This is a genomic window from Paenibacillus sp. JT22N12, from assembly GCF_056269365.1.
The window spans coordinates 91692-111248 of the sequence record NZ_JBWDNU010000009.1; the positions used below are offsets into that span (position 1 = coordinate 91692).

At 51.3% G+C, this 19557-nt stretch carries 14 protein-coding genes; 1 reads left to right on the forward strand and 13 read right to left on the reverse strand.

Going from position 1 to position 19557, the window contains the following annotated elements; all coding sequences use genetic code 11:
• Positions 1 to 10 precede the first annotated feature (10 nt).
• The 8 genes from AC0YOA_RS26850 to AC0YOA_RS26885 form a co-directional block, all read right to left on the reverse strand.
• Positions 11 to 1597 (reverse strand): extracellular solute-binding protein, encoded by a 1587-nt coding sequence (locus AC0YOA_RS26850; protein WP_475789250.1) that lies wholly within the window; start codon positions 1595 to 1597, stop codon positions 11 to 13.
• Between the two features lie 51 nt (positions 1598 to 1648).
• Positions 1649 to 2506, reverse strand: coding sequence for a carbohydrate ABC transporter permease (locus AC0YOA_RS26855; RefSeq protein ID WP_475789251.1), 858 nt, complete (start codon positions 2504 to 2506; stop codon positions 1649 to 1651).
• Between the two features lie 16 nt (positions 2507 to 2522).
• Positions 2523 to 3416: an ABC transporter permease gene (locus AC0YOA_RS26860; protein WP_379113409.1), complete on the reverse strand. Its 894-nt coding sequence runs from the start codon at positions 3414 to 3416 to the stop codon at positions 2523 to 2525.
• 416 nt (positions 3417 to 3832) lie between these two features.
• Positions 3833 to 5212, reverse strand: a complete 1380-nt coding sequence (locus AC0YOA_RS26865; protein WP_475789252.1) for an MGH1-like glycoside hydrolase domain-containing protein — start codon at positions 5210 to 5212, stop codon at positions 3833 to 3835.
• A 24-nt stretch (positions 5213 to 5236) separates the two neighbouring features.
• Entirely contained in the window at positions 5237 to 6088 is an 852-nt protein-coding gene (locus AC0YOA_RS26870) for a carbohydrate ABC transporter permease (RefSeq protein ID WP_210044091.1), read from the reverse strand.
• Positions 6066 to 7124 (reverse strand): carbohydrate ABC transporter permease, encoded by a 1059-nt coding sequence (locus AC0YOA_RS26875; RefSeq protein WP_210044090.1) that lies wholly within the window; start codon positions 7122 to 7124, stop codon positions 6066 to 6068. The genes AC0YOA_RS26870 and AC0YOA_RS26875 overlap by 23 nt, the downstream gene beginning before the upstream one ends.
• A 12-nt stretch (positions 7125 to 7136) precedes the next feature.
• Entirely contained in the window at positions 7137 to 8429 is a 1293-nt protein-coding gene (locus tag AC0YOA_RS26880; RefSeq protein WP_475789253.1) for an ABC transporter substrate-binding protein, read from the reverse strand.
• Positions 8430 to 8500: 71 nt separating this feature from the next.
• Positions 8501 to 9556, reverse strand: a complete 1056-nt coding sequence (locus tag AC0YOA_RS26885) for a LacI family DNA-binding transcriptional regulator (RefSeq protein WP_475789254.1) — start codon at positions 9554 to 9556, stop codon at positions 8501 to 8503.
• A gap of 318 nt (positions 9557 to 9874) precedes the next feature.
• Here AC0YOA_RS26885 and AC0YOA_RS26890 point away from each other — a divergent pair, with 318 nt between their 5' ends.
• A complete protein-coding gene (locus AC0YOA_RS26890; protein WP_475789255.1) occupies positions 9875 to 11671 on the forward strand; it encodes a glycoside hydrolase family 36 protein in 1797 nt (598 codons plus the stop codon).
• A 594-nt stretch (positions 11672 to 12265) separates the two neighbouring features.
• On the opposite strand, the gene AC0YOA_RS26895 is transcribed toward AC0YOA_RS26890, so the two are convergent.
• From AC0YOA_RS26895 to AC0YOA_RS26915, 5 genes are all read right to left on the reverse strand, one after another.
• The gene (locus tag AC0YOA_RS26895) at positions 12266 to 14341 is read right to left on the reverse strand and encodes an alpha-glucuronidase family glycosyl hydrolase (protein ID WP_475789256.1); all 2076 of its coding nucleotides are present in this window, start codon (positions 14339 to 14341) and stop codon (positions 12266 to 12268) included.
• Positions 14342 to 14366: 25 nt separating this feature from the next.
• Positions 14367 to 15053 (reverse strand): GntR family transcriptional regulator, encoded by a 687-nt coding sequence (locus AC0YOA_RS26900; RefSeq protein WP_475789257.1) that lies wholly within the window; start codon positions 15051 to 15053, stop codon positions 14367 to 14369.
• Between the two features lie 153 nt (positions 15054 to 15206).
• Complete coding sequence (locus AC0YOA_RS26905; RefSeq protein ID WP_475789258.1) at positions 15207 to 16310, reverse strand: Gfo/Idh/MocA family protein; 1104 nt, start codon at positions 16308 to 16310, stop codon at positions 15207 to 15209.
• Positions 16311 to 16485: 175 nt separating this feature from the next.
• Positions 16486 to 17649, reverse strand: coding sequence for a Gfo/Idh/MocA family protein (locus AC0YOA_RS26910; RefSeq protein ID WP_475789259.1), 1164 nt, complete (start codon positions 17647 to 17649; stop codon positions 16486 to 16488).
• A gap of 348 nt (positions 17650 to 17997) precedes the next feature.
• The gene (locus tag AC0YOA_RS26915; RefSeq protein WP_475789260.1) at positions 17998 to 19479 is read right to left on the reverse strand and encodes a stalk domain-containing protein; all 1482 of its coding nucleotides are present in this window, start codon (positions 19477 to 19479) and stop codon (positions 17998 to 18000) included.
• Between the last annotated feature and the right edge of the window lie 78 nt (positions 19480 to 19557).

Sequence of the window (19557 nt, forward strand, 5' to 3'; positions counted from 1 at the left end):
CCTCTGGCTTCTATTGGGCGGCAGCCCACTGCTCTTCATATTCCTTCGCTATTTGATCCCCGCCGCTTGAAAGCCAGCGGTCCATCTCGCTTTTCCATTTCGCTTCGTCCATTACACCCATGATGAATTTGGTATTTGCATCCGTGATGATCAGCTCAAGCTCAGCTCCGCGCTCCACCTGCGTTTGGGAAATAAACGGATTAGCCGGATTGTTCACCAGATGATTCTGGTTCTCCGTTGTAACCTGAAGCTCTTTGGTAACCAGCGGATTCACATTGCCCTGCATTTTGATCGCGTCCAGCGAGACGGCGCGAAGCGGCCATTTGTAAGGGAAGCCGACTTCGTTGTCAAACTTCTCCTGGTCGATAATTTCCGGTTTGCCGTCCTTCATGGTATAATGCGTTCCTTCAATTCCCCATTCCAGCAGATCCGCCATTTCCTGATCGGCCAGCTGGTCGAAGAATTTCAGAATTTTCTTCAAATCATCTTCCGTCTTCACGCTAGATTTCGGGAACATCAGAATGCCGTTCGAGCCAAGAGCCGCCGCAATCCGTTTGCCTTTGTCCGTGCTCAGAATGCTGAAGAAGTCGACTGTCGCATCGGGAATGTGCTGTTGAATACGGGCTTCATAAGACAGCGCCACATTAGTGGAATTGGCGATGACGCCGGCCTTGCTGTTCTCGAATTCACCTTCCACTTTGGGACGGTCCATGATGGCGAAATCGGGATGGATCAGACCTTCATCGAATAACTGCTTCTGGAATTTCAGACCTTCCAAATATTCCGGTGTAAATACATCACGGCTAAATTTGCCTTCCTGAACATCCCATACGTTCGGCGCTCCGAAGAATACCCCGAATGTGGATGGAGCAGGTCCCGAGCCGCCCAATGCGCCCATCGTCATGCCGTAAGTGTCGTTTTTCCCGTTTTTGTCCGGGTCCTGATCCTTGAACGCCTTTAGCATCTGATGAAACTCTTCAACAGTTTGCGGCTCCTGCAGGCCGACATTCTTCAACCAGTCCACCCTATAGATGAAAGCGTCGCGGGCCAGCGGACGTTCCCTCGGAAGCCCGAATACTTTTCCCTGGAATGCGACATTATCGTAGATGGCCTGATTCAGACTGGATAGATTAGGAAAATCCTTGATGAAGGGAGAAATATCCCAAAACACATCATTTTGAAACGCGGAGAGCAGGTACGATTGCTTCGGCGCGCCGTAGCTTGCAATGACCTGGGGCAGGTCGCCTGATGCGATCATGACAGAGAGCTTATCCTGGTAGGAATTCCCGGGGAAATGATCGATCTCCAATTTGGTATGAGTATAGCTTTCGATGGCCTGCTGCACGGGATTTCCGGCCTGCGGAACGTCTTTTCCGTCGAAATTCACCGCCATCTTGATTGCAAAAGGCTCGGTATCAGCGGGCTCCGGCTCCGCCGCCGGTTCATTGTTTGCCGTTTCATTGTTCGCCGTGTCTGCCGGCTGCTGCGGTGCGGGATTATTGCTGCCCCCTGAATTCGAACTGCATCCGGTCACGACAAGCATGACTGCGAGCAGTACGGATAATGCCCCCGCTGCCCATCTTCTTCTGTTAACCATCTTTACGACCTCCTGTTAATGCTGATTTTTTTATGGAGAATTCAAGGCCGGTCAGCCTTTCACCGAGCCCAGAAGAACGCCTTTGGCAAAATGCTTTTGCAAAAACGGATACACAAGCAGGATCGGAATCGTGGACACGATAACAACCGCCATCCGGACCGATTGTCCGTAGAAGGTCATGTTCTCCCCCATTTGGGAGGAATCGCCGATGCTTCCCGATGCCTGCACGACAATCTGCTGTAGCAGCACCTGCACCGGCCATTTCTCATTGTCGTTGATATAAAGAATGGCGCTGAAGTATTGATTCCATAGACCGACTGCGTAGAACATCCCGAACGCCGCCATAGCAGGCAGGGACAACGGCAGGATGATCCGGAAGAACACGGACAGCTCGTGACAGCCGTCAATTTGCGCCGCTTCCTTCATCTCCTCAGGCACATTCTGGAAAAACTCCTTCATCACGAGCAGATAAAATCCGCTCATCAGCCCCGGAATCATAAGCGCCCAATACGTGTCGATCATCCCGAGATTGCGGACGACGAAATAGGTCGGGATCATGCCGCCGCTGAACAGAATCGTGAACAGCACCATCATGAGCACCGCTTTTTTACCCGGTATGTTCTTGCCCGAAAGGCCGTAGGCCATCAGGGATGTGAACAGCAGGCTGAGCAGGGAGCCGAGCGCCGTAATGTAGACGCTGACCCCGAGGCTGCGCACGAATTTGTCCGTTGAGAATATGTACCGGTACGCATCCAGCGTCCATTCCCGCGGGAAAATATCCTCCGTTGTAGAGAAAGAGTTGCTCAGTACATACAAGAACGGGAGGACGGTCAGCACTGATACGGCGCCAAGGAAAACGTAGATCAGAATATCAGCCAGGCGATTCGCAAGCGTCCTGTCGTAAACCATGCCCGCACCTCCTTATTTAATAGATTCCTTCTTCGCCGAATTTCTTGGCCAAGCGATTCGCGAGCCAAACCAGCACCAGGCCGATCACCGATTTGAACAATCCCACAGCAGCGCTGTAGCTGAACTGCCCCTGCTGAATACCGACGCGGTAGACATACGTATCGAATACCTCGCCCACTCCCCGGTTGATGGCATTCAACATCAGGTAGATCTGCTCGAACCCGAGGTCGAGAAAGTGGCCCAGCCGCAGGATCAATAGAATAACGATTACGCTTCGGATCGACGGCAGCGTAATATGCCAGATCATCCGCAGCCTGGAAGCTCCGTCGATCCGTGCCGCTTCATACAGCTGCACATTGACCCCCGCCAGTGCGGCAAGAAAAATAATCGTGCCCCATCCGGCGTCTTTCCATATAATTTGAAGCATAATGAGCGGACGGAACCAATCCGGACTGTACAAGAAATCGACGCGCCCTGAGCCGATGGCCTCATTCCATTTGTTGATCAAGCCTTCGGAACCGAGCAGCAGGAAGGTAATCCCCGCGACGACTACCCAGGACAGGAAGTGGGGAACATAGACCAGCGTCTGCACATAACGCTTGAACATTTCATGGCGTACCTCATTCAAGAGAACCGCCAGCACGATCGTGATCGGAAAGTAGATCACCAGACTGTAGAAGGCGAGCATGAAGGTATTTCTGAACAGCGTCCAGAATTCCGGTGTATGAAACAGCCGGTCAAAATGCTTGAATCCCACCCAGTCGCTGCTGAACATCCCCAGGGACGGCTGATAGTTCTGAAAGGCCATCAAGACGCCCCACATCGGCCAAATCTTAAAGATGAGAAAATAAATAATTCCCGGCAGCATAAACAGATAAAACCATCTGGCCTTCCACATTCTGATGGACATGGAAGACCGGCTGCCAATTGGCGTCCCGCCCTTTCTTATTGCAAGTCCCTTCTCCAAACGATCACCTCTTGTCGACTGTCATTTTCACCTCGTCATTGTATCGGCTTTGGCCTGCTTGCATCTACAGACATGTTTCCGATCAGATACACATTTCATAAAAGGAGGATAATCGGGCAAACATACAAATTTCCGGCAGGATACTGTTTTCGTAAAAGAGACAGAAACGGGTAGAAAAGCGCGCTGCACAAGCATTATGGGGCATAACAAAGAAGGCAGCCGGGAATCGGCTGCCTTCTTTGTTCGTGTTCATATTAATCTACTGTCCGCGTCAATTGTTTACTGCAGCTCTCTTGGCCCCTGCGTTTTTTTCAACCACCGGGTTCTTCCATCATGAAGGAGAAATCAGCTGGATGTTTTTACCCCAACGAGACCCGGTGAGTCTCGCCTTCTGCCACCTGAATCATAAGATAGCGGTACTCGTCTCCGCCGTCAGACCGTTCTGTTGACGCTTCTACCGGGCTGCCGTTATGCAGGATGGTCCCGGAATTTGTATGGAAAACTGCCTTCCAGAGGAGAGGCTCCCCTTCCTGCAGGGTGACAGTGGTTTCTTCGATGCCGTTATGCCGGACCGTAAGGGTGCGGTTCAGAATAGGAATGCTCCCCATCTCCGCCCATTCTAGCCCACTGCTCAGCCTGGACATTGTGGTAATGGCCGACTGGCCGTCTGCCGAAATTCCCATGAGTCCGCTCGCCATGGAACCGACCACGCAGTAGGATATTTCAGGATAATCCCTGCGCTCCAACAACGGATCAACCAGCTCCTTCAATTCTTGCAAGGCCTCTTCGTTAAAGCCATACCGGTAAAAAATGTCAGGGAGATACGTCTTTCCTTCCACATTTGCCACACGGTTTCTTTTCAAATCCTCAAGCGCTTTCTCCAATTTGCTCTTGTCCTTGATGACTCCAAAATATAGCGGCAGAAAATTGCCTTCAGCATTATACGCTTCCAGGAAGGTCCGATTCTGCAGCATGGCGCCGAAGAAACGTCCCTTGTCTTCATTCCACCATTCCTGGTCATAGCGCTGCTCCAGCTCCCCGGCTTTTCCGGCATAGGCTGCGGATTCCTCAAGCTGGCCTTCAAGTTCGAGCAGACGGGCATAAGCGCGGTACCCGGCAGCCTGCAAGGCGATCATGTCGCCGCCGGCCAAAGGCTGTAATCCAGCTTCATTGTAGGTTGCCAGGCCTCTGCGGCCGTACTCGGGATAGTACTCCAATATCCCGTCTCCGTCTTTGTCCCATGTCTGAACAAAGTTCTCTACCGTTAAGCGATAAAAATCAAGCATGATGGCATCATTCCGGTAATCCTGATCGCCTGTCCACAAATACTGACGGTAGCTTGCTTCGATAATGTCGAAATTGGCAGGAAGATTATACCAGAAGTCCTGGTCATTCTCATAATCTACTTCAGCGGGCAGATTATCCTTGGTTATCTCCCAGTAGGTGCACCAGTCCCGGGACTCCGCTATATTCTCGGCAAAGCGCATAAACATGTTTTTCGTATGCAGATTTAAGCCAAGTACAGCAGCTCCAATGCTGTGATGCGCCACATCGCGCATGCAAAATGCCTGCCTGTTCGGCAGAGCCGCCTCATACCACAAGCCTACCGGATCTCCGCCGGAATGGGTGTATGCCATGGCCTGCTGCCTGGCCCATTTAAATCCGTCATTCAGATGCGAATCTGATGACTGGAAGGTAACAGCACCAGCTTTGGATTGAATTTGATTCCAGTTTGTCAATTTCACCACTCCAATACTGTCTCTTTAGCTTTCTTTTGATCCTGAAAATGTGAGTCCTTCCATAAACGCCTTCTGGGCGGCAAAGAACAAAATAATGCACGGCAGCGTAATGACGATCGCCGCAGCCATCAGTAAATTCGTATCGGTGGCATAGGTTCCCTGGAATCCTGCCAAACCGAGGGTAAGTGTCTTCCATTTGTCGCTGTTGATATAGATAAGCGGCCCCATAAAGTTGTTCCAGGACCCCATGAATACCATAACAGCTACGCCGATGAGCGCCGGTTTGGACAGGGGCAGGAAGATCGTCCGCCAAATTTTGAAATAGCCGCACCCGTCGATGATGGCCGCTTCCTCCAGGCCGACAGGCAGCCGGGAATAAAACTGGCGGAACAGGAAAATAAAGAAGGCGGACCCAAAAAATGATGGCACGATTAACGGATACAGCGTATCCAGCATGCCAAGCTGTTTGAATAAAATAAATTGCGGAATCATGGTTACTTCGCCCGGCAGCAGCATGGTGGACAGGACCAGAATGAACAGGATCCCGCTTCCTCTCACCTTCAGCCGTGCGAAGGCATAGCCGACAATGGAACAGGAAAGCACGGTTCCGATAATAGGAAAGACCGTCGTAAGCAGCGTATTGAATAAGTAACGGCCGAATGGAAAAGCCGTCAGCGCCTTCGCATAATTATCCCAGCGCCAGCTTTCGGGCCATACATTCATGCCGGAGGAAGCGATCTCTTCCAGACTCCGCAAGGATGCGCCAATCATCCAGACGAAGGGATACAGGAAGGCAACACTGCCAATGATGAGAACCAGATACGCTAACCATTTGATTGGCTTCCCGGCTGATTTATGACGTTTTTCTGCGGACACGACGCTTCCTCCCTCCATTTTGCTCCGTCTCGTAATAGACCCATATCGCGCTGCTCCGGAAAACAAGTGCGGTAAACAGCAGAATAATGACAAAAAGCACCCAGGCGAGCGCAGAGCCGTAACCCATTTTGAACCACATAAAGGCATTCTGATAGAGGTAATAGGCATAGAACAACAAGGAGTTATCCGGTCCTCCGCTGATCATGAAGCCCTGCGTAAAGGTCTGGAAAGCTCCGATCATGCTGGTCACCGTGTTGAAGAACAGAATCGGGGAAATTTGCGGCAGCGTCACATGCCATACCTTACGCATGGTCGTGGCGCCGTCGATCTCCGCCTGCTCGTACAGGGATTTGGGGATATCCGATAATCCGGCCAAATAGATGATCATGTTGCCGCCGACCGTCCACAGGCTCATGATGATGACCGCAGGCATTGACCAATTCGGACTGGAGAACCAACCGGGGCCTGTAATGCCGAATAAACCAAGTATGGAGTTCATCAAACCGACGTTCGGATTGAATATCCAGATAAACAGCACCATCTGCGCGACACCCTGAATCAAGGTAGGCAGATAATAGATGGTGCGGAAAAGATAAATGCCGCGCAGCTTCAAATTCATCAGCATGGCAATGGCAAAGGATAACGCTACCTGAAGAGGTACGCTTACCAGCGTGTAGTAAAACGTAACGCTCAGCGCCTTGTAGAACATCGTGTCTTTAAACAGCATTCGGTAGTTGTCAAGGCCGGTCCACTGGGGCGAGCTGACGACTTCCCATTTGGTGAAGCTGATATAGAACGAGAATATCATAGGGCCTAATGTAAACAGCAAAAATCCGATAATCCAAATCGAGACAAACAAATAGAAGCTCGCTGTTTTATTATGGATGACTTTTTTCCTGACCAGAATTCTGGCGATAATAATGATCACGGCGTACAAAACCGCAATAATCGTAAGAAAAGGGAGAAGCGGCAGCAAAGCTGCCGGCAGCCCCAATGTTTCATAGAAGTTGTAAATCCGTTCGATTATTCCATTCATAGCCTGCTCCCGCTAGTTTTGTTGTAAAATCTTGTTTATATTCTCAGCCAGTTTCGGGAATACTTCCTTCACATCCTGCTTGCCGATTCCGATAGGCGTCAGGTCGTCGATCATTTTCATTTCATTATTGATTTCGCTTGTACGTTTCTGTGCTTCCTGATTGTGCTGCTTCTCTGCCGCCAGTATGAAGGCATTCAGATTTTTATCCGGATAGATCGATTTGAAGGAATCCTTTGCGCTTGCAATGACCGGAATCCCGTATGCGTCCTTGTTGCCCCCGATAATCTTCTGCGCTGCCTCGTTCTGCGTCAAATAGTTGACGAAGATCTGGGCCGCTTCGGTGTTTTTGCTGGTCTTGCCAATAGCCAGTCCGTTAACTTCTTTGGCTCCTCCATCACCTGGAATTGGAAATATGTCCCAATTGAATCCTTCAACTCCGGCCATCTGGGGCAAGAACCAAGGGCCAAAATCGGTATACATACCGATTCTTCCTCCCAGGAACCAGTTCATCATGTCTTGTCCCTGTTTCTCAGTGTTATTAGGCACAGTACCGGATTGTTTCGTATGAACGATGTATTCCGCCGCCGCAATCGATTCCGGCGAATCAATCGTCGATTTGGTATTATCCTCATTGTAATAGCTGCCGCCGAACGAATAGATCCAGTTCCCCAGTCCTAACGGTTCGGAACCGAATATCTTGGCTTTTCCATCGCCGGAGGTTAATTTCTGGGAAATCTCTTCGAACTGCTCCGTCGTCATGGGCTCTGTCTTGCTTGGCAGCGGAATGTTGTTCTTCTCAAAAAGATCCACATTAACCGCCATTACTTTGGGCTTGATAATGAACGGAGCTGCATAGACCTTGCCTTCGTAAGTCATGGACTCCACGAGGGAAGGAGAACTGAATACGGAAGTATCCACCTGCATTTCCTGGAAAGCGTTTGCGAATCCCGGCAGGTCGCCACCGGAGATCAGAATGACGTCAGGCGCCGTTCCTCCGGCAATCATCGTTTGCAGCTTGGTGAGATAATCCCGCTGAATCCACTGCTTCTCGACCTTAATGTCGGGGTTCTTCTCTTCGAAATTGCTGACGACATTATTGATGGCATCGGCTTCGGACTGCGCCCCCCAGAAAGCGAAGGTGATACTGCCCTTGGCGCCTCCCGCATTGGCGTCCGATGGGGTATTGCCGGTATTTTCTCCTGCCGGAGCATTGCCGTTTGCGGTGTTGTTTCCGTTACCGCTTCCACAAGCGGATAAGCTGATTACGATACATAGTGCCAAAACGATGGCGAACCCTTTTTTCATCTGTATTTCCCCCTAGTAATGATAATATCTCCGGTTGCTTGCATGAATCATTGGTGCCCTTTGCCAATGCCTTAACCGACCGTTTCTGAAAATTGGCTTCTGTTTGCCCCGCAGCTGCTTCTGACGATCAGTCTTGCCGGCAGCACGACCTTAAGCGGCACTTCCCTTCCTCCGATACGCTCCAACAGCATTCTGACAGCCGTCTGTCCCATTTGTTCGGTGTAGATTTTGACCGTGGTGAGAGGCGGATTCGAGTAGGAGGCCATTTCAATATCGTCAATGCCGACAATGGCAATATCCTGAGGCACCCTCAGTCCCGCTTCCTTAAGCGCCCTGCTGGCCGCTATCGCCATAGGATCCGACCCCATCAGAAAAGCCTGCGGCAAATTCTTCTTCTCTATCGCCTGCTTCATCAACTGATAGCCGGTGGACATCGAGAAGTTATGTCCGATATGGACGTGTTCGGGCATGTATAATTTCTTTTGCTTCATATAGCTTTCGAACCCGCTCTGCCGTTGATCAACCGATTCGAAGCCCGTGTTCGAGCCAAAACGGTTAATGAAATCCCTGGAGCTGATCAAGCCGATTTTGGTGTACCCGAGTCCGATCAAATGATCCAACGCCGTCGTCGTCACTTTCTCGAAATCAACGATGACAGAATCAAAGCGGTTCTCATCCGGAGAATAGTCGACGAAAACCACGTTTTGAATCCGGCTGAAGAACAGGTTGTAAGGATCAAACTCGAATTTCCCGATCACGATAAGGCCGTCCAGTCCCGACAGGCTCTCATAGGATTCTTGGTTGACCCACCGGATGGTTCTAGTGATATGAAGTCCCTGCTGATTGAATTCCTTCTCGATATGAAGCCGGATGGACAGATAATACGGATCCTCCGATTCAAGCTGCTCCGAACAGAATGTAACCAATCCGATTTTGTAATCCTTCAGCTGTGCCGCTTTTGTCGTTTGACGGCGTTGAACGCTTTTATATTGTAATTGTTCTGCGGTTGAAATAATTTTTCTCCGGGTCTCTTCAAGGACCGATAATGACGAATCTCCGCTGAGTACGCGCGAAACTGTAGATGGAGAGACGCCTGCCTCACGGGCAATATCACGAATAGTTGCCAAAACAGATCACCTTTTCAATAAAGTATTTGGGAAACATCCCCCCATGCTTATTGTAATGTTCTTGCAAACAGCTGCCAACGATTAATTATTTGTTTACTAAACATTAGCGAACTATCGAATGAATTCACTATAACAAACGGATGTTTATTTGGCAATACCATCATGTCGACGCTTTCATTTTAATTTTTAACAGCTATATTTGAAACAACTTTCTGGTTTATGCACCAAAAAAAATATTGTTTACTATATGTTTCGTAAACATTATAATCATAATGCACCATCGCACAGGAATGATTTTACCCACAAGTAGGAGGAATTATGAAATCTTTAATCAACAAGCATGATCCTGTCGTAACCGTCAGCAGCGAAATCAGCTCGTTCAAAAGCTTTGTAGAGGTTAAAACCATAGAAGAAGATGTGTTCGAGATTCATATCCGGCTGACTGCCGGCCGGAAGCAGGTTCCCCCCATCCATCATATCCGCTGGTCCCATCCAGCCATCGATATTCACTCGTTGTGGCATCCGGGCACTGATCGCAATAAAGCGTTCCAGGTGGACTGGGGTGAGGGATTTCAGTCCAAAAACACTTCGCTTGCCCCGGCTGCCTGTCTGTATAACCTGGAAGGCAGGAGCAGGCTGACCTTTGCTTTCTCTGATGCGCTCAACCATCTGGCCATCAAAGCGGGCATTCATGAAGAGGATGCCACTTTCCTATGTTCGATTACTTTATTTGAAGAACCTATGCCGGAGATCGACCATTATGAAGCTGTGCTTCGGATAGACCGGAGAGATTTGCCTTACTATGTAACGCTGCGCGATGTATCGAAATGGTGGGAGACTTTCCCTGAATTCCTGCCCGCGGATGTGCCCGAGGCCGCTCTGCAGCCTATGTACTCCACCTGGTATTCCTTCCATCAGGAGCTGAGCGCTTCCGAATTGGAACGTCAATCCGAGCTTGCCCGATCGATTGGCTGTGAGAGTATTATCGTGGATGATGGCTGGCAAACGGACGATAATAACCGCGGCTATGCCTATACCGGCGATTGGGAGGTTTGTGCGGAGAAAATTCCGGACATGAGGAAGCATGTCGATGCCGTTCACGGACAAGGCATGAACTATATGCTGTGGTATTCGGTGCCGTTCGTTGGGATAAACAGCAGGACGTGGAGCCGTTTTGAGGGAAAATATCTGGGGATTAATGAAAAGCTGAATGCCAGCGTGCTGGATCCGCGTTTTCCCGAGGTCCGGGAATATCTGATCAATATCTATGAACAGGCTGTGAAGGAATGGAATATCGACGGCTTGAAGCTCGATTTTGTCGACAGCTTTCAATTAAATCCGGATATGAAGGATGAGCTTGGGAACGGCCGCGACTATCATTCGGTTCCGGAAGCGGTGGACAGGCTGCTCACGGATGTCATGGCCAGGCTGAAAGAGATCAAACCCGACATTTTGATCGAATTCCGGCAGACCTACATTGGCCCGCTGATGCGAAAATACGGCAACATGCTCCGGGCCAACGACTGCCCGAATGATTCGATCCAGAACCGTATCCGCACAATGGATATCCGCTTGTTGTCGGGAAATACGGCCGTTCATTCCGATATGATTATGTTCCATGCCAATGAACCCGTCGCAAGCGCGGCCATGCAGCTGATCAACGTGCTGTTCTCGGTTCCGCAAATATCCGTCCGTCTGGATGAAATCGGACCCGGTCATCTGGATATGCTCCGGTTCTGGCTGTCATTCTGCAAGGAGCACCGCGATCTGCTGTTGAAGGGCGAGCTGCTGCCCCAAGGGCCCGAGCTCATGTATCCGCTTATCAGCGCGCGGGATCGCAGCCGTCAGATCACTGCCGTATACGCCGATATGGTGGTCGAGGTCAATGACGAATGGGATCGGCTGATTATTGTGAACGGAACCTATCATGACCGGCTTGCGGTCAGAAGCGGTCTTGACCATGTGCTTTACCATGCGGTGACCAGAGATTGTCGCGGCCAGATCGTCCAATCCTATGAGCTTGATCTGCATAAAGGGCTGCATGAGGTTAGCGTTCCGAGGGCGGGTGTTGTTAGCTTTCAGAGGGTGCTTACATTTCCCCCTAAATCCCCCTGAGGACTACTTCCCCCTAAATCCCCCTGAGGGGGACCCCAGAAGGCGCCGGCCCTCTGGACTCCCGGGTGAATAACGTTGGCGAGGCAGAGGAACGGGGTTTTGTGGCTTTTGATGTAGGAGCGTTTACGTCCCTTGCGGGACACACTTCCTTGCGCCGCTCGCGTACTTCCCCCTAAATCCCCCTGAGGGGGACCCCAGAGAGCGCCGGCCCTCTGGACTCCCGGGTGAATAACGTTGGAGAGGCAGAGGAACGGGGTTTTGTGGCTTTTGATGTAGGAGCGTTTACGTCCCTTGCGGGACACACTTCCTTGCGCGCTCGCATGATGCCTGGTGGACTTCGTCCCTTACTAACGTTGGCGGGGCAGAGATGCGTTTATTGCTGATTCCAGCAGAGATGCGATTTTGGCGCTTCCAGCGCAATGTTGACGGGGCAGAGATACGATTATTGCTGATTCCAGCGTAATGTTGACGGGACAGAGATGCGATTTTGGCGCTTCCAGCGTAAATCTTTTTCGTTTCTTGAGAGCTTTAGTTAATCTCTCAAAAAGGCTTATAGCAAAAAGACCGGGCATCTGGATGCCCGGCCTTTTTGTTTTAATAGATTTTGCGGTTATTTGAGTCTGGAATTCCTGACTTGCGGAGGAAGTACGTATTGATAATATCGCGCCACTCCTTGGCATGCTCAGCTTGGTCGGTCAACCGTGCCAGCACCTGCGTGTAACGGCCGCTGTCCACTTTGTTTTCGAGCGTTGCCCACGCATTCACGAGTCCCTCAGCTTGCTCCACACCCTCGAAATGTGTGTCGTAAATATGCTGGATCACGGTTTTACCGGATTTGAGCTTGTGCGTGTAGGGAACGTGATGGAAGAACAACAGCAGCTCATCGGGACAATCCTCAAGAGATTCGTATTGTTCCGCATGAGGCGGATGGTACTGGGCGGTATAACCCGTGCCCGTACTTAAGGTCCGATCCACTCCGATTCCCAAGTTATCCGCAAAATGGTACGTCCCCCACTTGGAATATTCATAACCATCCACATCAGGACCGTAGTGATGGCCCGTATTCACCATCCAGCCTACGCCGAGCGGCGCTGTATAATTCTCATAAATGCCCCATGAGTCAAGCAGCATGCGGGATATGGTATCCAGGGCGGAAGGATCGCTGCCGAAGGTCTGGATGATCCATTCCCGTGTAATCTGATCGGATGATAATGCCGGGTTCCAGGCAAGCCGGCCGAAGCCGTACAGATTGGCCTGCGCCAAAGTATGGCCGGTCCAGTTGGCGTCGTCGCCAATATTGGATACGGCTGCCATCCCGCCAAGCGGTCTGTCGAACAGGCTGCCGCTTGCAAGCTCTGCAATGGTTGAGCCTTCGCCTTTGGCATAAGTATCAAAGTCGAGAACTTCCTTCCACTGGGGAACCAGGTAGCACAGATGCTTTTGCTGCCCCGTATATTCCTGCGTGATTTGCAGCTCCAGCACCTGGTTGGTATGCGGCAGGGCGCCGAAGAGCGGCGACACCGGCTCGCGGACCTGAAAATCCATCGGGCCGTTCTTGATTTGCAAAATTACATTATCCAGGAACTTGCCGTCCAGCGGTTTGAAATGGTCGTAAGCCGCTTTGGCTCTGTCGGTGCTGCGGTCACGCCAGTCCTGAAGGCAGTTGTACACGAAGCAGCGCCAGATGACAAGACCGCCATGCGGCTCCAGCGCTTCCGCCAGCACATTCGCTCCGTCCACATGATCGCGCCCGTAGGTGAACGGACCAGGACGGAATTCGGAATCGGCTTTGACCAGAAATCCTCCAAAATCCGGAACATACCGGTAAATCTCCGCCGCCTTCTCCGCCCACCAGCGCTTCACATCCGGATCGACCGGGTCTGCCGTCGTGAGGCCGCCGATCTGGATCGGACTAGCGTAGTTGATGCTGAGAAACAGCTTGATGCCATAGGTGCGGAATACTCCTGCGATCTGCGCCACTTTCGGCAGAAACGCTTCCGTAATAAGCAGGGTCTCGACGCGGTGGACATTGACATTGTTGATCGAAACCGCATTGAGGCCGACCGAGGCAAGCAGCCGGGCATAATCGCGGATACGGGCCATATCAGCTGCGATATCGCTGTCCCGGTAAAAGATTGATTTTCCCGCATACCCCCGTTCAATGCTGCCATCCATATTATCCCAATGATCGATCATCCGCAGCCCGTTTTTCGGGTTTTCCGCAATGGACAACCCCTCCAGACTCGCCCCGTCCTGCATCAGACGAAGCAGATGAAAGACGGCATAGAGCACGCCTTTATCCGTTTTCCCTGCCAGTACGATATATTGGCTGCCGGCATCCTCTTCCGTGCGGATCACATACCCTTCATCCGACAAGCCGGCTGCATGAGCCGGGCCGATAACGCCGCCGGCATCCCCTGGACGGCCAAACGTTTCCAGCCGGATATACCGCTTCCGCTGCGCCGATTCTGTCTGCACAGGCCGCACTCCGAGCAAGGAAGCAATACCCTCGGACAGCTCCCCTGCTGCAGTCTGCAGGATGTCCGTCTTTGCCGCGGCTGCCACAATTTCAGAGCACCAGGATTCGTATTGGCTCCTAAGCGCTTCATCGGCAATTCCCGCATAACCGAGCCAACACGCATAACCGTTTTCAGCTGTTTCCTGCGTCAAAACCTCATCTCTCCCTGCATATCTATTATTTGAAGTAGGACGGATATTTTTCCTTTAATTCCTCTTTTTCAAAATTCACCTGGCTTAAATGCACCAGCATCGTTTGCTCCGCCAGATCCGGATTATTGCCGCGTATGGCTTCTATGATCTCCTCATGCTGTACGATGATATTAGCCCAGTCATAATTGACCGCTAACCGAAGCAGCCTGATACGGTTATAATGCGTATTGAGCTGCTGAAGCAGCGTCCATGTGCGCGTTTTCCCGCAGCCGATTATGATCAGCTTATGAAATTCTTCATCAAGCTCAAACAGCCGCTCATAGTTATTCTCGCTGGCGCAAAGCTTCTGCAGGCCGACTAGATTTTGCAGGCTCAGAAGCTGCTCGGCACTCAGCATTTCACACGCCTGGCGGACGATCGCCATCTCCAGCTTCTCCCGGATGAAACGGGATTCTTCGACCTGCTTCATATCAATCAGGGAGATGAACGACCCTTTCTGGGGAATGGTCTCGATTAATTCCTCCTGGGACAGCTTGACGAAAGCTTCGCGAACCGGGGTACGGCTGACCTGAAGGGCCTCAACGACTTCCTTCTCCGAGATAAAACGCCCCGGCTCCAGCTTAAGCTCCATGATGTTTTTTTTCAGCGTATCGTGCACATAGTCCCGCATAGATCCCTTTTCATAACGCGAAGCTTCCATACTTGCTTTCATCCCATCTACTCCTCCGGAAAATCTGCTAATGCACCTATCCTATACGAAAGCGGCGGCACCGCCCTTGTCCGATGCCGGATTCCTGCCAACGGACCGCGATCCTTCTTGCCTTGTTGTCACCACCCGCCGCATTCGTCCCTGTTAATGCCTTCTTCAGACTTCTTCGGCCCAGGGCTGTCTGGTTGACGTTACCGTTTCGCCGGTCAATACCGCCTGCTCCAGCAGCATGCCGAGATAATGATCCTGCGACGCTTCGGGAAGCCCGTAGAATTCTGCACCGCCTGCGGCGTAATCGGACATCTGCGCCAGACAGGCTGCGATCCCGATCTCGTCGTCATATAGTCTTGCAGGCGCGAAAGGATTCTCGTACGCCCACTGTTCTCCCGCCATAATTCCCTGCAGGAAATACCCCTCCTGATTTTCAACCTCGCCCTTGTTGATGCGTTTGAAATCCAGATGGAGCGGCGTGGAGAAGTCGGCCAGCGCCGTCAGGCGGCTGTCGAAGATCTCACCGCGCTCGCCTCTTACAGACAGGTGGTTGGAACGGGTCCACGAGCGATGCTGGTCCTTTGTAAAATCATAGATGCCCAGCTTCTCGCCGAAATTCAGCCACGCCAAATCCCGCTGCATAGGGATCATCCGTTCTTCAGCAGGAGGACCGCTTCGGGTCGGTCCCGCAAGCCAGCTGGACTCGAACCTCATTCCCTTGATCGTCGCATCTTCGAAGCGGATGCCCAGCATTTTGCGGATCAGGCTGACGGCATGATACAGATGAGAGACCGATACCGTTGTTTCCGTCACTCTCCCCAGCCGCCCCGCTTCTATAACGGCCAAACGCGCCATCTGCAGCGGATGATATTGATACTGCTCAGCCACCTGAATCCGTGCGCCCTGGCGGGTAAGCCTGTCGTGCAGCATGATCAGGCCGTCCAGATCGGGAGCCGGAGGCGTTTCCGCGAGTGCCGGAACTCCCCGCTCCGCCAGCTGAAACAAATAATCGAAGCAGGCTGCCCAGCCCACAGATACGACGACAAAATCCAGCCGCTGCGCCTGCAGCATCTCCTCCAGCGTACGATACGAAGGAATATTCCACTGCTTCTCCATCGCCTTGCCCTTGTCCGCATCCCGCACCACCAGGCCGCCAACGTGGAACCGGTCGGGAAGCGCCTGCGCGATCCTCAGGTAATACTGCGCCCGGAAGCCGGCTCCGCCGATAATGCCGAAGGTGGCGGCTCCAGATTGCTTATACATAGCCATTAGCAAGCCATCCCCCTTTCGCTTTCAAAATAATTCCTGAGACATAATCGGGCTCTGAGGATCCCGGAAACACAGCGTTGGCAGCCCAGATGCCCCTGCCAATGCCTCCTATTACTGCCGCTTTGTCCACCGATAACATAGCCGCCAACCTTTCTCATTCCCAGAATGATAAGTGCTATTTGACCTGATAATTGCCGCCAAGCGTAATCTCGTTATTCGTGAATCCCGCCACTGAATTTTTCTTTTCATAGAAATGAGGCGCGTTCGCCAGAATGCCTTCCCGGGTATAAAACAAGCTGTCCGGCTGCAGCGGCAGCTGGACCTGCCGCCCGGTCAGGGCTGCCTCGTAAATTGCGGTAATCAGCTCCAGCGTTTTGCGCCCTTCATGCCCGTCGGCAAGAACAGTTAACGACTGATTCTCGATAGCCTTCAGCACATCGTCGATTTGGCCTGTATGCCCGGTATAGGGGATTTCGGGATATTCACGATAAATCTCCTCAATCCGCTGCTCCATCCCGGGGTCCCTTTCGGGGAAACCATTGCTTCGGGATACCGAAGCATATACGTCCCAGGGAGCGGATACCTTGGCCTTCTCCGTCTGAAACACCATCTGCTGCTCTTCGCCGTGATGAACGACCGAGCTTGTAATCTGGGCGAGCGCTCCGTTTCCGTAGGACAAGACGGCAATCGACAAGTCCTCCACTTCCGCATTATCGTGCGAAGTATTGCTCGTAACAGCCTGGAGCCGGTCCGGCATGCCCATCAGCCACTGCAGCATATCGATATGATGCACGGCATGATTCAGCGTGCAGCCGCCGCCTTCCTTCTCCCATGTCCCTCTCCACCATAAATCATAATAAACATGACCGCGCCACCAGAACGAATCCGCCTGCGCATGGACGACCTTGCCCAGGAGACCGGAATCCAGCACATGCTTCAATTTCATGATGGGATTATAGAACCGGTTCTGGCTCACAACGGAAAGAATCCGCTGAGAGCGCTCAGCCGCCTCCAGCATCCGGTCGCATTCCTCAAGCGAGGAGGCCATCGGCTTTTCCACCAATACATGCTTACCTCCATTCAAGCAGGCAATCGCAAGCTCAGCATGCATGTAGGGAGGCGTGCAGACCGATACCAAATCCACCTCATTGTGGGACGCAACTTCTTCCGTATTGGTAAAAATCTCGCAATCCAGATTGTATTTTTGCTTCAGCGCTTCAGCCTTTTCCGGAGAAATATCGCATAAAGCCACCACTTTGCAGCGGTCCCCAAGAGAGGTATACGCTTTCAAATGCGCTTCCGAAATACCTCCCGTACCGATAACAGCCACTCGAATCATAGCTTGCACCTCCAATTAGATAAAAAAATGAATAATAACATCAACTGATCGTACTAGTATACAAGGTGTATTGTAGCGAATATGGCAATAAATATCAATGATAGTTTGTGAAGGTTCCTGTTCGTATTCCGGCAAATGCGCTTATCTGTCTGTAAAACGGAATCAAGGGCTGCCACAGGACAGCCCTTGAATCTTTAAAACTATCAATCTAACCATTCCATTGCCTTTTCAAGCGCAGCGTCTGTTGATCCTACCCGTGTAGTGTCCTCCTTCATCTGCCGGTTGCCTCCAATCAGGCTGCCTCTCGGCATAATGGTAATCGTCTGCAAATTTCCCTTGTTCGGGATACTATTTCATCGAGATGGTAATCTTGTCCTCAGCTTGCACCCATTCGACTTTTGCCCCCAGCGATTCACTGATAAAACGCAGCGGCAGATACGAGGCGCCGCTTAGTATAAACGGATCGTTCTCAAGCTTTACCGCTACATTGTTCAATTTCGTATCGCCATTAAAATCAACGGAAATTTGAACGGCCGCGCGGCTGACAGTGGCAATTTTCTTATATACGTCCCATGTTACTTTAGCTCCCAGTTTCTCGAACAGGGAACGGAGCGGAATGAATGCTTGCCCATTCCGGATAATGACGCCGCTCGTCATTGTCACAGATTCTCCATTGAGTTGAATGGAAACCGGCTTTTGCATTTGAACGGGTGTTGTATGCATGAACTCGTAATCCCCGCTTCCCAGCTCGCCATTCTTGTTTACGCCCCATCCCCAAAGTCCGCCATTGGACTTTTGCAGGATCACATGACGATCTCCGGCCTTGACTTGACTCACATCAGACGCCAATAATGTAAAATCGGGGTTAGCAGGCATGGCTTCACGATGGACCGAGGTCTCATATATGCTTCCATCATGTGTAAGCACAATTAAGGACTGTTCAACGAAAAAGACGGACCGGGCATCCTTGATGCTGGTCAGCTGCAGCGGTACAGGCGATTGATGGGAGGTCGTTCCATCTGACATGCCAGTGGTGGTCGCTCCCCAAAACCATACGCTGCCCTTATCGTCAATTACGGCAAAAGCGGCATAAGAATCAGTGGAGCCATTGGTTATGATCTGTTTGATATGCGTCAGTGAAGTCATTTGGACTGCAGACAAGGGGCCGGCCGGCAATTGATCTTCTGAGAACTTCGATGGCCAGGACCACACTGTTCCGTCTTTTTTGACGGCTATGTTCTGTGCGATTTGCACAATATCCGAAAGCGATTGGATGGCTTCAAACGACTTGAGCGAATCTGAGCTTCTCCATACCGTGCCGTCACGCTTCAGGAATACCCATGTCGGGATCCAGCGCTGATCCTGAATTTCATAGTAAAAGTTAACGTCCGCGACATCTTCAATATCCGGCAGCGCTGTGATCTCCCCCAATTGGAGCTTGCCTTGGACTTTAGGAATTAAATAGGTTTTGCCGTCTGCATCAATGGCCAGGGATTCGCTTCCATTGGAATATACATGAGTGAGATTTTTTAGTGTCTCAACAGGGGATATTTGTATCCCGGAAGTTGAAAAATTCCGCTCCCAATGCCAGATAGAACCGTCTTTCTTCATAATGAACTGCTCAGAAAATACCCTTTGAACATCCGCGATCCCTGGTATCTGGGCAGGAACGGATAGTTGGTTGCCCCAGACCCATAACGTTCCGTCGGATTTGATTAGCGATGAAGCATCGAAATTCTCGACATTGGATGATGCTGCTCCAGCCAGGGCATTGAAGGGCAAGAGAACCAGACACAGAATCATACTAAAACGAATCAGCCATTTTTTCATTTAACGGTTTCTCCTCTCGAGTGTAAGACTAAGCAAGTCATGGGAATATAATTCCTTATGATTAGACGCTGCCGAATG

Bases quoted from the DNA above. Each gene is read 5' to 3' on its own strand.
- AC0YOA_RS26850 (WP_475789250.1), bottom strand. From the start codon at position 1,597: ATGGTTAACAGAAGAAGATGGGCAGCGGGGGCATTATCCGTACTGCTC.
- AC0YOA_RS26855 (WP_475789251.1), bottom strand. From the start codon at position 2,506: ATGGTTTACGACAGGACGCTTGCGAATCGCCTGGCTGATATTCTGATC.
- AC0YOA_RS26860 (WP_379113409.1), bottom strand. From the start codon at position 3,416: ATGTCCATCAGAATGTGGAAGGCCAGATGGTTTTATCTGTTTATGCTG.
- AC0YOA_RS26875 (WP_210044090.1), bottom strand. From the start codon at position 7,124: ATGAATGGAATAATCGAACGGATTTACAACTTCTATGAAACATTGGGG.
- AC0YOA_RS26880 (WP_475789253.1), bottom strand. From the start codon at position 8,429: ATGAAAAAAGGGTTCGCCATCGTTTTGGCACTATGTATCGTAATCAGC.
- AC0YOA_RS26890 (WP_475789255.1), top strand. From the start codon at position 9,875: ATGAAATCTTTAATCAACAAGCATGATCCTGTCGTAACCGTCAGCAGC.
- AC0YOA_RS26900 (WP_475789257.1), bottom strand. From the start codon at position 15,053: ATGAAAGCAAGTATGGAAGCTTCGCGTTATGAAAAGGGATCTATGCGG.
- AC0YOA_RS26905 (WP_475789258.1), bottom strand. From the start codon at position 16,310: ATGGCTATGTATAAGCAATCTGGAGCCGCCACCTTCGGCATTATCGGC.
- AC0YOA_RS26910 (WP_475789259.1), bottom strand. From the start codon at position 17,649: ATGATTCGAGTGGCTGTTATCGGTACGGGAGGTATTTCGGAAGCGCAT.
- AC0YOA_RS26915 (WP_475789260.1), bottom strand. From the start codon at position 19,479: ATGAAAAAATGGCTGATTCGTTTTAGTATGATTCTGTGTCTGGTTCTC.